The sequence below is a fragment of the Streptomyces sp. TSRI0281 genome (assembly GCF_001905125.1).
GTDB lineage: Bacteria > Actinomycetota > Actinomycetes > Streptomycetales > Streptomycetaceae > Streptomyces.
In genome coordinates, this window is record NZ_LWLE01000004.1 from 203838 (window position 1) to 219494 (window position 15657).

Annotated in this window: 8 protein-coding genes; 6 read left to right on the forward strand and 2 right to left on the reverse strand. The window is 72.9% G+C overall.

Features of this window, described 5'->3' with window-relative positions:
• Positions 1–29: 29 nt before the first annotated feature.
• From A6A29_RS10900 to A6A29_RS46370, 5 genes are all read left to right on the forward strand, one after another.
• A complete protein-coding gene (locus tag A6A29_RS10900; RefSeq protein WP_073719827.1) occupies positions 30–3731 on the forward strand; it encodes a WGR and DUF4132 domain-containing protein in 3702 nt (1233 codons plus the stop codon).
• Positions 3728–4921 (forward strand): ATP-binding protein, encoded by a 1194-nt coding sequence (locus tag A6A29_RS10905; RefSeq protein ID WP_079182690.1) that lies wholly within the window; start codon positions 3728–3730, stop codon positions 4919–4921. Before A6A29_RS10900 ends, A6A29_RS10905 begins: the two co-directional genes overlap by 4 nt.
• Positions 4921–7236 carry a DUF5682 family protein gene (locus A6A29_RS10910; protein ID WP_073719828.1) on the forward strand — a complete coding sequence of 772 codons (2316 nt, stop codon included), beginning with the start codon at positions 4921–4923 and terminating at the stop codon, positions 7234–7236. Before A6A29_RS10905 ends, A6A29_RS10910 begins: the two co-directional genes overlap by 1 nt.
• Positions 7237–7349: 113 nt before the next feature.
• Positions 7350–8507, forward strand: a complete 1158-nt coding sequence (locus A6A29_RS10915; RefSeq protein WP_073719937.1) for a VWA domain-containing protein — start codon at positions 7350–7352, stop codon at positions 8505–8507.
• Entirely contained in the window at positions 8504–10714 is a 2211-nt protein-coding gene (locus A6A29_RS46370; RefSeq protein WP_073719829.1) for a hypothetical protein, read from the forward strand. Before A6A29_RS10915 ends, A6A29_RS46370 begins: the two co-directional genes overlap by 4 nt.
• A 106-nt stretch (positions 10715–10820) precedes the next feature.
• Here the strand turns inward: A6A29_RS46370 and A6A29_RS10925 are convergent, their stop codons facing one another.
• Complete coding sequence (locus tag A6A29_RS10925; protein ID WP_073719830.1) at positions 10821–12167, reverse strand: 6-phospho-beta-glucosidase; 1347 nt, start codon at positions 12165–12167, stop codon at positions 10821–10823.
• 271 nt (positions 12168–12438) lie between these two features.
• On the opposite strand from A6A29_RS10925, the gene A6A29_RS10930 reads away from it, so the two are divergent.
• Positions 12439–13740 carry an SGNH/GDSL hydrolase family protein gene (locus tag A6A29_RS10930; RefSeq protein WP_079182692.1) on the forward strand — a complete coding sequence of 434 codons (1302 nt, stop codon included), beginning with the start codon at positions 12439–12441 and terminating at the stop codon, positions 13738–13740.
• Positions 13741–13939: 199 nt separating this feature from the next.
• Here the strand turns inward: A6A29_RS10930 and A6A29_RS10935 are convergent, their stop codons facing one another.
• The gene (locus A6A29_RS10935) at positions 13940–15628 is read right to left on the reverse strand and encodes a cytochrome P450 (protein ID WP_073719831.1); all 1689 of its coding nucleotides are present in this window, start codon (positions 15626–15628) and stop codon (positions 13940–13942) included.
• Between the last annotated feature and the right edge of the window lie 29 nt (positions 15629–15657).

Consider the following 15657-nt stretch of genomic DNA (forward strand, 5'->3'; position numbering starts at 1 on the left):
GGCTGTCGGGGTGTGAAGGGGGCGTTCCTGTGCGGCGCTGGGAGTATGTCGAGGGCACTGCTTCGAAGTTCTGGGAGACCGGGGCGGAGGGTGTCACGGTCACGGTGCGGTACGGGCGTTGCGGGAGCGACGGTCGGACGCAGATGAAGGAGTACGCGTCGGCGGACGCCGCCGAGGAGCAGATCCGCAGGACGATCGCGGAGAAGGAACGCAAGGGCTACCGCGAGGTGGGGGCGGCGGACGCGGCCCCTGCGGAGACTTCGGCGCCTTCCGTTTCCCCGGCTTCAACGGTCACGACGGCATCTTCGGCTTCCTCGGCGACTTCGACGTCATCGGGTGCGACAGTACCGTCGGCTTCCTCGGCTTCCTCGGCTTCGACGGTCCCGTCGGCATCCTCGGCGGGTGCTCTCCCCGACGAGGACACCTTCGAACTCTCCGCGAACTGGCGGCGAGTGCTCCACCCGCGTCGGGGCGGCGTGCCGCGGACGCCCGGAAAGCCCCGGCGTCAGGTGCTGGAGGCGGTCGAGGCACGGGTGGCCGAGGAGGCCGCGTGGATCGAGGAGTTCCTGCTCGCGCCGCGCACCGATGCCGCCCTCGCCGAGCAGGTTCGCTCGCAGCTCACCGGTGATCCGTCCCCCGTCGGCGCGGCCGCAGTGGCCGCGATGGTCACGATCTCCGGGTCGCACTCGGCCTGGGCGGACACCTGGGTCGCCCGGCACGGACTGCCGTTCGCCGCGCGCGCGGCGGTGGAGTTCTTCGAGATCGACGCGCGCTGGAACCAGAACGGGCGCCAACGGAACAAGCCCCTGCTCCAGCCGCTCGGCGGCGCCCGGCACATCTACTGGTCCAGCGAGCGCCGCCCGGCGCTCGACCGCGTGCGGGTCCTCATCGCGGCGGCCGACGAGGAGACCTACCGCGCGACGGTCGCGGCACTCGCCGACTGCCGCACCGGCACGCAACGAAAGATCCTCGCGGCCTATCTGGCACCGAGCGAGAGCGACTGGGTCGCCGATCTGTGCACGGACGCACAGGTGATCGCGGAGCACGACCTGACCCTGCGGTCCCTGGTGTTCTCCTCGCTCAACTCCTTCGACCAGATCGAGCTGTTCGACGAACCGCCCGGCTTCGACCACAGCGTCGCGCTGATCGCGACCGTCGCCGAAGGCATCGGCACAGCCATCACTCCGCTGCTGGCGGAGGCCCTCACCGGGTACTACTACGCGGACGGGGAGAAGCTCATCGCCCAGGCGCTGATCGAGATCCCGACCGACGAGGCGTTCCTCGTCCTGCTGCACCACTCGGACAAGAAGCACTCGCGCGCCGCCCTCCTCGACGCGATGCGCCGCTATCCCGTACGGGCGCTGCGCCTCCTCGGCACCGACGTGCGGGACACGAACAGCCCGACGTCCGAGGCATCACGGAAGCTGCTCCTCGGCCATATCGGCGCCCACCGTGAACTGGTGGCGACCGTGCTCCCTGCCTTCTCCCCCGAGCTCACGGAGATCATCGAACCACTCCTCAACCCCGTGGACCGGGTCGCCGACGCACCCGCGCACGCGCTGCCCGCCGTGCTGACGTCGCCCCCGTGGTCCCGGCCGCGCACCCAGGTCAAGGCGGTCGTCGTGGCCGGACTGGAAGCGGTGCACGAGCCCTCGGTGCGCTGGGAGCCCGACGAGCGGGACCGCTGGGCGACATGCACCAGCTGGTACACCCGCAAGCACAACATCCACAACTGGGAGAAGGAGATGACGCAGCTGCGTCACACCCTCGACTCCGACAGCCTCCACCCCGCCTGGGTCTACGTCCACGGACCCGAGGAACTGGTCGCACCCCACCTCGCCACCTGGGACCCGACCGACCTGTGGGACGCCGGGGACACGCTCAAGCCGATCACCGCCCGTTTCGGGCTCGCCGCCCTGCCGTTGCTGCTGCGCGCCGTGCCCCGCCAGCCCAGTCAGCTCGCCCCACTGCTGCTCCCGTTCCTCGATGTGCACGTCGCACGGCACATGGCCAACTGGGCGGTGCGGCTCAAGTCCGCCGCGACGACGGCACGCGCCTGGTTCGCGCGGCACGGAGCCGACGCCGCCGCGCTGCTGGTGCCCGACGCGGTGGGCAAGGCCGGTGTCCCCCGGCGCTCCGCCGAGCACGCCCTGCTCCAGATCGCCGCGGTGCACGGTGACCAGGCAGTGCGCGAGGCCGCCGCGTCGTACGGTCCGCGGGCCGCGGAAGCCGTCGAGGCGCTGCTCGCCACCGATCCGCTGGAACGCGTCCTGCCCTCGAAGATGCCGGCCGTACCGGGGTGGGCGGAGCCCGTGCTGCTGCCGCAGATCCTGGTCCGGTCCGGTGGCGCGCTCCCCGAGCAGTCGGTGCGCGACGCCGTGATGATGCTGGCCCTGTCCAGGCCCGGGGAGGTGTACGCGGGTGTCGCCGCGCTCACGGAGACCGCGGACGCCGGTTCGCTCGCGGAGTTCGCCTGGGCCCTGTTCCAGCAGTGGCAGCAGGCCAATCTGCCGGCCGCGGAGTCCTGGGCCCTGCATGCGCTGGGCCTGCTGGGCGACGACGAGACGGTGCGCCGGCTGACTCCGATCATCCGGTCCTGGCCCGGAGAGGGCGCACACCACCGGGCCGTGGAGGGCCTCGATGTGCTCGCCGCCATCGGCAGTGACGTCGCGCTGCTGCATCTGAACGGCATCTCGCAGCGGGTGAAGTTCAAGGGGCTGAAGGTCCGGGCCCAGGAGAAGATCGCCGAGGTGGCGTCGGCACTGGGGCTGACCGGGGAGCAGCTCGCGGACCGGCTGGTGCCCGACTTCGGGCTGGACGACAACGGCTCGACGGTCATCGACTACGGCACGCGGACGTTCACGGTCGGCTTCGACGAGCAGCTGAGGCCGTATGTGCTGGACGCCGACGGCAAGCGGCGCAAGGACCTGCCGACGCCGGGCGCCCGGGACGACGCGGAGCTGGCCCCGGCGGAGCGCAAGCGGTTCATGGCCCTGAAGAAGGACGTGCGGACGGTCGCCTCCGATCAGGTGCGGCGGCTGGAAGCGGCCATGGTGACGGACCGTTCCTGGACGGCTCAGGAGTTCCGGGAGCTGTTCGTCGGCCATCCGCTGCTCTGGCACCTGGTGCGCCGGCTGGTGTGGCTGAGCGAGCTGGACGGGGTGCGGACACCGTTCCGGGTGGCGGAGGACCGTACGTTCGCCGATGCCGAGGACGAGGTGTTCGCCCTGCCCGACGGGGCCACGGTCGGCCTCGCGCACCCGCTGCACCTGGGGGACGAACTGACCGTCTGGTCCGAGGTGTTCGCGGACTACGAGATCCTTCAGCCGTTCCCGCAGCTCGGCCGGGCGGTGTACGCGCTGACGGAGGAGGAGGCCGGAGGCTACCGACTGCCCCGGTTCGAGGGGCTCACGGTGCCGATAGGCAAGGTGCTGGGACTGGAGCGGCGCGGCTGGCAGCGCGGAGTGCCGCAGGACGCGGGCGTGGAGCGCTGGATCTCCAAGCGGCTCGGCGAGGACTGCTATCTGGTGATCGGCCTGTACGAGGGCATCGCCGTCGGAGTCGTCGACATGTTCCCGGACCAGAAGCTCGAAACGGTCTGGCTCGACACCGAGCCCACCGATCACTGGGAGAGGCGCGCCCACCCGCTGCGCTTCGGCGGCCTCGGTCCGGTGGTCGTGTCCGAACTGCTCGCCGACCTGGCGGAGCTGACCGAGGGTGTCGTGGCATGAGCGGGCGGACGAGGGAAGAGGACGGGGCCGTGGTGCCGGGGGACAGCGTCGCCGAGGCGAGCGGTGCGCCGGTACGGGGGAGCTCCCCCGCCGAGGGGGGCGGGCCGGCCGCCGTGCAGCGGCCACCGGCCGAGGTGCGGTACGCGGACGAACTGGCGGCGCTGCGGGCCGCGGACCGGGATCCGCGGCCACCGGGCTGGGAACTGAGCCTGCGGGCGGCCCGGCGGTTCGTCATCGGCGACGGCAGCGCGGGCGTCAGCCGCAAGTTCGTCGGCAATCCGTCGCTGGTCGACCGGGCTCTGGTGACGCTCGCGACCAGCCGCGGGCTGATGCTCGTCGGCGAACCGGGCACGGCGAAGTCCCTGCTGTCCGAGCTGATCGCGGCGGCGGTCAGCGGGGTCTCGACACTGACCGTGCAGGGCGGCGCGGCCACCACCGAGGACCAGATCAAGTACGGCTGGAACTATGCGCTGCTGGTGGCCGAGGGCCCCTCGCCCCGGTCGCTGGTACCGGCCCCGATGCTGCGCGGGATGGCGGAGGGCCGGATCGTACGCTTCGAGGAGATCACCCGCTGTCCGCTGGAGGTCCAGGACTCGCTGCTCTCGCTGCTCTCCGAGCGGGTCGTGGCCATTCCCGAACTCCCGGGCGCCGACGGCATGGTCTTCGCCCGTCAGGGGTTCAATGTCATCGCCACCGCCAACACCCGGGACCGGGGCGTCAATGAGATGAGCGCGGCGCTCAAGCGGCGGTTCAACTTCGAGACGGTCTTCCCGATCCCTGATCTGGACACCGAGTTGGCCCTGGTCGAGGCCGAGGTGGCCACGCTGCTGCGGCGTTCGGGGGTGGAGCCGCCGCCGGACCGGGATGTGCTGGAGGTCCTGGTCGGTACGTTCCGGGAACTGCGGGCGGGCGGCGGCGCCAAGAGCGGCGCGGGCCCGGACCGGCCCGCGGCGGTGATGAGCACGGCCGAGGCGGTCTCGGTGGCCCATGCGGTGGGGGTGCGCGGCTGGTTCCTGCGCGGTGAGCCGGGCAGCGCCGCCGATGTCGTGGCCTGCCTGGCCGGTACGGCGGCGAAGGACAGCCCGGAGGACATGGCCCGGCTGCGCCGCTATCTCGAACAGCAGGTGCAGCGTCGCCGGGGCCCGCAGTGGCAGGCTCTGTACGACGCGCGTCATCTGCTGGCCGACTGATGTCCGCCGTGTTCCTGGGAGTGCGCCACCACTCCCCGGCCTGTGCCCGGCTCGTCGAGCGGACCATCGAGCGCCTGCGGCCCGCCCATGTGCTGGTGGAGGGCCCGGCCGAGATGAACACCCGGCTGGACGAACTGCTGCTCGGGCACGACCTGCCGGTCGCGGTGTTCAGCCACTACCGCGACGAGGACCGGTCGGCCACGTCCTGGGCGCCGCTGTGCGACTACTCCCCCGAGTGGGTCGCGCTGCGGGCGGGCCGGGCGGCCGGGGCCGAGGTCCGCTTCATCGATCTGCCCGCCTGGCACCCGGCGTTCGCCGACCGCACCAACCGGTACGCCGATGCGGAGGCCCGGTACGCGCAAGCCACGGCGCGACTGTGCGAGCACTTCGCGGTGGACTCCTCGGACGCCCTGTGGGACCGGCTCTTCGAGGTCGAACCGGACGACGGGCTCGCGGAGCGGCTCGACGCCTACTTCGCCCTGGTGCGCGGCGACGCGGAGGCCGATGACCGCGACCGGGCGCGCGAGGGGTACATGGCCGCGTGGGTGCGGTCGGCTCTCGCCGCGTCCGTCGGCCGCCCGGTGCTGGTGGTGACCGGCGGCTTCCACCAGCCGGCGTTGCGCGCGCTCGTGGCGGGTGAGACCGAGGACGGGTGGGCCGTGGGCGCGGACGGCTGGCCGGAGGTGCCCGTTCCGCCTGCCGCCGCGCAGGCCGGGAGTTTCCTGGTGCCCTACTCCTTCCGCCAGTTGGACTCCTTCTCCGGCTATCAGTCGGGCATGCCGTCGCCCGGCTACTACCAACAGGTGTGGGATGCGGGCCCCGAAGCCGCGGCGGACGGGTTGCTGCGTGTCGTCGTCGAGCGGCTGCGGGCCCGTAAGTACGCCGTGTCCACCGCCGATCTGATCGCGGCCCGAAGCATGGCCCAGGGCCTCACGGCGCTGCGCGGCCATCCCCGTCCCGCGAGGATCGATGTCCTGGACGGCCTGGCGGGCGCGCTGATCACGGACGATCTGGACGGTCCGCTCCCCTGGACGTCCAGGGGAGCGCTGGCGGCGGGCACCCATCCCGCCGTTGTCGAGATGGTCGCGGCGTGCAGCGGTGACCGCACGGGACGGCTGCATCCCGCCACCCCGGCGCCCCCGCTGGTGCACGATGTGGCGGCACAGCTCGCCCGGCTGCGGCTGGACGGCGCCCGGGAGACGGCGTACAGCCTCGATCTCATGGACGCCGGCGATCTGGAACGCAGCCGGGTCCTGCACCGGCTGCGGGTACTCGGCGTGCCCGGCCACACCCGGACCGCGGGCCCCGAGCACGGCATCGACCCCGTGTTCACCGAGCGGTGGGAGTCCACCCCGGCACCGGGCCGGGACGCCGCACTCGTCGAGGCCGGGGCGTACGGGGCGAGTCTCGCGGAAGCCGCGGCGGCCTCGCTCACCGAGCGCACGCGCGCAATCGAGGCGGGGGCGGACACGCTGGCGGGCGCCCTGTTCGACGCCGTGCTGTGCGGAGCGGGCACCCTGTCCGAACCCCTCCTGACCGAACTGGCCGACCGCGTCGGTGGGTTGAAGACATCCGGCCCGCTCGGTGAGGTGCTTGCCACGGCGCTCGGCCTGTGGCGGCACGACCGGGTGTACGGGGTGGCCCGCGGCCCGCTCCTCGGCTCCGTGATCGACAGCGCCGCGGTCCGGCTGCTCTGGCTGATCGAGGGGGCTCGCGGGGCTTCGGGCGTGGACTTCCCCCGGCTGCGGGCGGTGGCCGCGGTGCGGGACGCGGTGCTGCACGCGCCCGGACTGCTGTCGGTGGCACGGGAGACCGTGACCGGGATCGCCCTGCGGGTCAGCCGTGACCGGGCCGCCCCGCTCGACCTGCGCGGCGCGGCCTTCGGCCTGAACCGCACGCTGGAATCCGGTGCCCCCGACGATCCGGGCCCCGCCGTGCACTCGGTCGCGGCAGGCGGTGCGGACGCGCTCGGCGACTGGCTGGCCGGGCTGTTCGCGGTGGCCCGCGAGGAGGTGACCGGTGTGCCGGCCGACGGTTCCGCGTCACTCATCGCGGTGCTGGACGATCTCCTCGGCGCCCTCCCCGACGCGGACTTCCTGTCCGGGCTGCCCGCGCTGCGCCAGGCGTTCGCGTACTTCCCGCCCCGCGAGCGGGAGCGGATCGCGGCCCGGCTCCTGGAGCGCCGCGGAGTACGGGGCTCGTCACGCTCGCTGCTGCGGACCACGGCCGACCCGCTGCTGATCGTCCGGGCCGGCGCCCTGGAGGAGGACGTGTCCCGTTTGCTGGCCCGTTACGGACTGGGAGTCGCACCATGACCGCATCCGCACCCCTGCCCGCCCGCGGGCACGACGTGCCGAACGGGCCCGACGTGCCGGAGGGAACCGATAGCTCCGGCGTTCCCGGTGTTGCCGCGACTGCCGTGACTGCCGTGACTCATGACACTCCTGGCGCTCCTGACGCGGGACTTGAGCGCTGGCGGCTGGTGCTGGGGTCCCCGGCCGAGACCCGTACCGGGCCGTTGGGTGAGGGGGCCGCCGAGCAGGACGCCGCGCTGGACTGGCTCTACGGCCGGGATCCCGACCTCGGACGGCGCGGTGTCCGGCGCTCCGGTTCCACCACCCGGCGTACCGCGGGCGACGGGCCTTCGGCCGTGACCGCGATCGACTGGCTGGAGGACATCCACCGGCTCTTCCCGAAGGACACCGTCGAACGCCTGGAGCGCGACGCCGTCGAGCGGTACGGCATCCAGGAGATCGTCACGGACCCGGCGGTGCTGGAGCGGGTCGAGCCGAGCCCCACCCTGCTGCGCGCGGTGCTGCGTACCAAGCATCTGATGAACCCGCAGGTGCTGCTGCTCGCCCGGCGCATCGTCGCCTCGGTCGTCAAGCAGTTGCTCGCCCGGCTGCAACCGGAGATCCGCCGGGCCTTCCACGGCACCCGCTCCCGCAGACCGAGCCGCGTACCGCTGGCGAGGGACTTCGACTTCCGGCAGACGGTGCGGGCCAATCTCGCGCACTATCAGCCCGAGGAACGCCGCATCCTCATCGAGCGCGCCTACTTCCACTCCCGTACCCAGCGGCATCTGACGCAGTGGCAGCTGATTCTGCTGGTGGACCAGTCGGGCTCGATGGCGGGTTCGGTGATCCACTCCGCGGTGACCGCCGCCTGTCTGTGGGGGGTCCCCGGCCTCAAGACCCATCTCGTGGCCTTCGACAGCAATGTCGTCGACCTGACCTCCGATGTGACCGATCCGGTGGAGCTGCTGATGCGGGTACAGCTCGGCGGCGGCACGGACATCGCACGCGCCGTGTCGTACGGGGCGGGCCTGGTGGAGAATCCGCGCCGCACGATCGTCGCCCTGATCACCGACTTCTACGAGGGGGGCGACCCCGTCCGGCTGGTGCGTTCGGTGCGTGCGCTCACCGAGCAGGGCACCACCGTGCTGGGGCTCGCGGCACTCGACGAGGACGCGAACCCCGACTACGACCGCGAGCTGGCCGGCCGGCTGGCCGGGGCCGGGGCGCACATCGGTGCCATGACACCGGCGCGGCTGGCCGAGTTCGTCGCCGAGAGGCTGGGCCGATGACCGACACGACCACCATCACGACCGCCCTGCCGCGTACGGGCGGGGCGGGCGCCGCCACCCGCCGCGACCTGCTGGCCCTGACCCCGGACACCCTCGCCGCCCTCGCCAACCGCGGTCTGGTCAAGCGCGCCACGAAGGAGCTGGACGCGGGGGCGGTCCCGGCGGTCACCACCGATGCCGACGCCACCGTGCGGGCCCGCTTCGAGGACGGGACGGCCACCTCACTGCCGCCCGGCGCGGGGCTGGAGAACGGTGCGTGCAGTTGCGCGGCTCCCGGTGTCTGCCGCCACCTCATCGCGCTGGTACTCGCCTACCAGCGCACCGCCACGCCGCCGGAGCACCCACCGGCCGCACCCGCATCCGGCGAGGCACCGGATACGGGGCCAGGAGCGGAGCCGGGGTCGGGGTCGGGGTCGGGGTCGGGGTCGGGGTCGGGGTCGGGGTCGGGGTCGGCAACGGGGACGGAACCAGAGCCGACCACAGGAGCGGGAACAGGGGCGGGAGCGGTCCCGGCCCCTGTCCTTCCGTGGTCCCCCGGTTCCGCGGACGACGGAATACTGACGGCCGCCTTCGGGGCCCGCGCACTCGCCTCGGCCCGTCGCACCTTCGAACGCGGTTACGGTGCACGCGTCCACCGCCCCACGGCACAACGGCCCGACCCCTGGGTCGAACTGCCCACGTGCACGGTGCGCTTCCCGGTCCCCGGGGAGATCGCGTACGCCCTGACCGACGCGGCCGCCATGCTGAAGGGCGAGGTGGTGACCCTCGCCGTCTGGGCGTTCCGCGAGGCGGACCGGACGGGTGAGTCCGCCGTCCGGGTGGGCGGCGGCGCCACCGTCCGGGCCGCGGCGGGGCGCGGGCTGGACACGGTCGCCGGTCTGGCCGACGAGCTGCTGCTGTCGGGCACGGCGCACGCGAGCCCGGTCCTCGGGGGTGCGCTGGCCCGTGCCGGTGAGGCGCTGACCGCGAATTCCCTGCACTGGCCGGCCGGTGCCGTGGCCGAACTGACCGACCAGCTCTCGGCGTACGCCGACCGCAGCGCCCGATACCGCCCCGAACGGGTCGCCGAACTGCTCACGGAGATCCATGCGCGGCGCCGGGCGGCGGCGCTCCCCGGCGTTCTCGGCACCCAGGAAGCGGGCGACACCCCCCTGCGCCGGGTCGGGCTCACCTCCCTCGGCTGCCGGATACGTGCCGTCGGGAACAGTTCCGTCGCCGAGGTGTACTTCGCGCATCCGGGCGCCGCCACCGTGCTCGTACTCCGCAAGGAGTGGGCCGCGGCGGACGGGGAGCGGACCACCGGGGCCCGGCTCTCCACCCGGCGTGTCCTCGGTACGAGCCTGGCCGCGCTGGCCACCGGCAGCCTGGTCAGCGAAAGCGTGCGGCGGACGGCGAGCCGCGCCCTGACGGTCGCCCGCGGCCGGCTGGGCACGACCAGCATCACTCCGGTCGGCGGCGCCTGGACGGAGCTCGCCGAACCCCTGCTCGTAAGCGATCTGGCGGCGCTGACCGCCTCCTGGGAGGGCAGGCCGCCCCGGCTGATCCGCCCGCGTGTCGAGGCCGAGACGGTGCGGGTCATCGCGCTGTCGGAGGTGGAGAGCATCGGCTACGACCCGGCCGAGCAGCGGCTCGAAGCGGTGGTGCGGGATGCGGCGGGCACGTCCGCCCTGGTGTGTTCCGATTACCGGCCGGAGTGTCCCGGGTCGCTGGACGCCCTGGCCGACGCGCTGTCGGGCGGGGCCACACTCATCAGCGGCGCGGTGCACCGCTCGGGCGGCGGTATCCGGATCGACCCGATCGCGGTGCTGACACCGGCCGGAGTGACCGTGCCCGATCTGGCCCCCGGCGACGGCTCCACGGTCCTGGCCGCGGTGGTACGGCCCTCGCCCGATCCGCTGGCCGCCGCGCTGGACGAGGCGCTCGCCGCCCTCGCGGCGGTGGCCCACAGTGGCCTGCGCCATCTGTCGGCCCCGGCCCACGACCGGATCGACGAGGCGGCCACCGCGCTGGCCCGGACCGGACTGACACGGTCGGCAGCGCTGCTGCGCGCCTTCCTGAACGCCGCCACCGCCGACGGAGACGGAGACAACAGCAACGGTGACGGCAGCGGCGAGCGCTCGGGGGAGGCGGCCCGCTCCGCCGCCTGGCTGGAGGCACAGCTCCACCTCCTGGTCAGCGGCGAACTCCGGGCCGCCGACACCCCGTGACGGACGGAAGGTCACCCATGCGGCCCGGGACGCTTCCTGCAACGCCATCCGAGACGTCGTCCGGGAGCCTCCACGGAGCCGGACAGGGCCGACCGACGACGGCCGGTTACGGCTTGTCGAGGTAGGCGAGGCCCGGGTGGGCACGGAGGTATCCATCGAGCAGCCGGCGGGCCACCGCGACGGAGTCGACCAGCGGGTGCAGCGCGAACGCATGCGCCGCTGTGGCGCGTGAACCGCTCGTGGCCGCGTCGAGCACCGCCCGTTCGACCGCCTTCACCGCGGCGACGAGGCCGACCGCGTGATACGGAAGCGGCGAGACGGCGACCGGGTGGGCGCCGTTCGCGTCGACGAGGCAGGGCACCTCGATGACGGCGTCCGCGTCGAGCACCGACAGGGTGGTGCGGTTGCGGACGTTGAGGATCAGTGAGGTCCGCTCGTTGCGGGCGATGGCCCGCATCAGGGCGAGGGCGACCTGTTCGTAGCCGCCGGACTCCAGATCGCTCTCGTCGCGCTCGCCGACCCCGGCCACGTCCCGGTTCTCCGACATGTACGTGGCTTCCCGTTCGGCGCGCGTACGGTCCCAGGTGGTCCACGCCGGGGCGTCCGGCTCCTGCATCCGGGCGTAGAAACCCTGCTGCTGCTCGCGCAGGAAGGCGCCCCGGGTCTGCTCCGCCTCCTGGTAGGCACGGACCGCCTCCCGGTTGAAGTAGTAGTAGTGCAGATACTCGTTGGGGATCGCACCCAGCGACCGGAGCAGTTCGGCGCCGAAGAGCTTGCCCTCCTCGAAGGAGCCGAGCAGTGCCGGGTCGGCGAGCAGCCGGGGCAGCTCGTCACGGCCGTCGACGTACAGGCCCCGGACCCAGCCGAGGTGGTTGAGCCCGGCGTAGTCGATCCAGGCCCGGTCCGGGTCGGCGCCGAGCACCCGGGCGATCCGCCGGCCGAGCCCGACCGGGGAGTCGCAGATGCCGATGACCCGGTCGCCGAGGTGGCGGGACATGGCCTCGGTGACCAGGCCCGCGGGGTTGGTGAAGTTGATGACCCAGGCGTGCGGGGCGAGCCGGGCGATGCGCCGGGCGAGGCCGACCGCGACGGGTACGGTGCGCAGTCCGTACGCGATGCCGCCCGCGCCGACGGTCTCCTGGCCGAGCACACCCTCGTCGAGGGCCACCCGTTCGTCGGCAGCGCGTCCTTCGAGTCCGCCGACGCGGATCGCCGAGAAGATGAAGTCGGCGCCGCGCAGGGCTTCGTCGAGTTCGGTGGTGGCCACGACGGCGGGGGCGTCCGGGACCCCCGCGGACTGTTCGTCGAGCACCCGGGCGACGGCCGTGAGCCGGTCGGCGTCCGTGTCGTACAGGGTCACCCGGGAAACGCGGCCCTCGGCATGATCGCCGAGCAGGGCCCCGTACACAAGAGGCACCCGGAATCCGCCACCGCCAAGAATTGTCAGCTTCACGCTGCTCGATGGTACGGGGGTGGCCGGACGAATCCACGGTGCGCGCCGGTTGCCAGGGTGCCCCGTGCGCGCCGTGGCGGGGCAGCGACGGGGTTCGGCCGAATCATGGGCGTACGCGGGCCATTCCGCACGCGCGCGTAGACAGCGCTTACCACCAGGAGGGTCAATGCCTTCCGCATCACCTGACATGCCCATGAAGTTCCTGACCCCGGCGCAGGACCGGCTCCGGGGCAGGACCGGCCCCGCACCGCAAGGGGAGGAATCAGCACCCATGAACATCGACACTCCACCGAACAGCCCCCGTTGGCGACGCCGCGCCTCGCTCACCACGCTCGCCGCAGCCGTCGCGCTGGGCAGCGTGCTGACCGCGGCAGCCGTGTCGTCGGCCGACAGCGCCAACGGCGCCGCCGATATCGCCAGTACCACCGATACCGCGAGCACCACCGATACCGGTCGCGCCACTTCCCAGGTGGTCACCTGGGCCGCGAGCGCCGACCGTCAGGTCACTCCCTCCCAGGACCGCACCTACCGCCTCGTCGTGCGCACGAGCACCGGCGGCCAGGGCCTGCGGATCCGTCTTTCCAACGCCTTCGGCGATCAGCCCGTCACCTTCGGGCGGGCGTACGCCGGGGAGCGGGCGACCGACGCCACGGTGGTCCCGGGCACCAACCGGGCCCTTTCGTTCGGGGGTTCGCCGTCCGTCACCGTACCGGCGGGCGGTTCCGTGTACAGCGACACGCTGCCCGGCACCGTCCGGCCGGGATCGGACCTCGCGGTCAGCCTCTACGTACAGAGTTCCGGAACCACCGCGTCCGGTCACCGGATGGCGCTACAGACCTCGTATGTCGCACCCGTCGGTGATCACACGGCGCAGGAGTCGGCCGACGCGTTCACGCAGCGGGTCTCGTCCTGGTTCTATCTCGACGCCGTCGTGGTGGGCGCCCGCCGCGGCACGGGTGCGGTGGCGGCGCTGGGCGACTCGATCACGGACGGGGCGAGTTCGACGCAGGACACCAACCGCCGCTGGCCCGACCTGCTGGCGGGACGGCTCGCCGCCGACCGGACCACGCGCATCAAGGGCGTCGCCAATGAGGGCATCTCCGGCAACAAGGTGCTCAGCGACGGCGCCGGGCAGAGCGCCCTGAAGCGGCTCGACCGGGACGTCCTGTCGCAGCGCGGGCTGGAGACGGTGATTCTGCTGGAGGGGGTCAACGACATCAAGTCCGTCCCGGCCCCCACCGCCGGGCAGATGATCGCGGGATACCAGGAGATCATCGCGCGTTCGCACGCGGCGGGTGTCTGTGTGGTCGGGACGACCGTCATGCCGTACGAGGGCTGGCGCGACTGGAACACTGGCGGTGAGCAGGTCCGGCAGGCGGTGAACGCGTTCATCCGGGACAGCGGAGCCTTCGACGCGGTCGTCGACTTCGACGCGACGACCAGGGACCCGTCGGCTCCCACCCGGATGCTGACCTCCTTCGACAGCGGTGACCATCTCCACCCCAACGACGCGGGCATGGAGGCCATGAGCCGCACCGTCGACCCCGACGACCTGCGGTGCGACCTGAGCTGAGCGGGCGCCGCCGGGTGCGACCGGAGCCGAACCGGCGCCCGGGGCTGAGCCGGCGCAGCCGAGTGTGCCCCGGGCCTCTCCCCCCTGACTGGTGGCCCCGGACCGCGCACACCCGAGCCTCTCCCCCTGCCGGGTGGCCCCGGACCGCACAAAGTCCGGGGCCACCCGGTGGGGTCGTGCGACGGGCGTCAACGGGGCTTCAGCTGCCGTACCACCAGCGCGACACCGCCCGCCACAGACGGGCCGGCGCCCCCGGACCGCGCTGTTGCGGAATCGCGGCGGTACCGGCGGGGTCACCGCCCGCCGGATCGTCGCCCTCCCGAACGGCCGCCGGGTCTCCCGTCGGAACGGACGGCGGAGCGGGCACCGGAACGACCGGCGGAGCGGCTGCGGGCACGACCGGCCGGAGCGCCGTCGGCTCCGGCTCCGGCTCCGGCGCCCCCACCGGATCCGGGTAGGGCACCGCGCCCGGAGCATGGGCGGGCGGCGTCCCCACCGCGCTGGACGTCGGCGCGGGGACGGGACGTGACGGGGAGGAGACCTCCCAGTCGACGGCCGGCCGGGAGCGGGCCATCATCGACAGCGGATCGGAGTCCACCGCCTGCTGCGGGCTCGGCGCGAACGTGGCGGGCAGCTCCACCAGGTGCCGCGACATGATGTTGCCCACCCAGCGCAGCTCGCTCTCCTCGACGCCGAGTTCCAGGTCCGGCAGGCGCATCAGCAGGGCGTCGACACCGACATCGGCGATGGCGCGGCCGATGTCCTGGCCGGGGCATTCGTGCGGGCCGCCGCTGAAGGCGAGATGCGAGCGGTTGCCCTCCATGTTGGCGGCGAGGTCCGGCCGTACCCTCGGGTCGGTGTTGGCCGCGGCGATGCCGACGAGCAGGGCGTCACCCGCCTTGATCTGCTGGCCGCCGAGTTCCGTGTCGCCGACCGCCCAGCGGCCGAAGACCGCGGTGAACGGCGGCTCGTCCCACAGCGTCTGTTCCACGGCCTCCGGCACCGTCATGTGGCCGCCACTGAGACGGGCACGGAAGCGCGGGTCGGTGAGGACCATGCGCAGCACGTTGGCCATCAGATTGGCCGTCGACTCGTAGGCGGCGATGAGGATCAGCCGCAGGTGCTCGACGACCTCCACATCCGTCAACGAGGCCGGATGCTCAAGGAGCCAGCTGGCGAGGTCCGGAGCGGGGGCCGCGCGGCGCCCTTCGACGAGCCGGGTCAGCGTGGCGACGACATGGGCGTTGCTCGCGACGGCGGTCTCGGTGCCCCGGATCATGTCGCGTGCCGCCTGCACCAGGGCGTCGTCGTACTCCTCCGGCATGCCGAAGATCGCGCACACCACCATCATCGGCAGATGCTCGGCGAACTGGCCGACCAGGTCGGCGGTGCCCTTCTCGCAGAAGTCGTTGACGAGCCGGTTGCTGAACCGGTTGATGTGGCGGCGCACCCCCCGGGTGTCGATGCGCTCCATGCTGTCGGTGACCGCGCCGCGCTGACGTTCATGGGTGGCTCCGTCCGCGAACACACAGACCGGCTGCCAGGTGAAGATCGGGGCCAGCGGGTGGTCCGGGGCGACGCTGCCGTCCTGCAGGGCGCGCCAGCGCCGGGAGTCCCGGGAGAACTGGGAGGGTGTCCGGGTCAGGTGCAGGTTCTCGCTGTGCCCGAGGACGAGCCAGGCGGGTACGTCTCCGTGCAGCAGCACCGGGGCGACCGAGCCGTGTTCGGCACGCAGCTTGTCGTAGAGACCGGCGGGGTCGTTCTCCGCCTCGGGTCCGTAGAACCGACGCAGCCCGCCGGGTCCGACTCCGACGCCATGCGCGGGGCATTCGGGAGGCGGGACCGGTCCGGAGGCCGCTCCGGGTTCGTCGTGGAAGGGGATGGTCACAGTCGCTCCAGGATCAGGATTCCAAGGAT

What these genes read in the sequence shown, in the direction of transcription:
- A6A29_RS10905 (WP_079182690.1), top strand. Translation starts at nt 3,728, where the DNA reads ATGAGCGGGCGGACGAGGGAAGAGGACGGGGCCGTGGTGCCGGGGGAC.
- A6A29_RS10910 (WP_073719828.1), top strand. Translation starts at nt 4,921, where the DNA reads ATGTCCGCCGTGTTCCTGGGAGTGCGCCACCACTCCCCGGCCTGTGCC.
- A6A29_RS46370 (WP_073719829.1), top strand. Translation starts at nt 8,504, where the DNA reads ATGACCGACACGACCACCATCACGACCGCCCTGCCGCGTACGGGCGGG.
- A6A29_RS10930 (WP_079182692.1), top strand. Translation starts at nt 12,439, where the DNA reads ATGAACATCGACACTCCACCGAACAGCCCCCGTTGGCGACGCCGCGCC.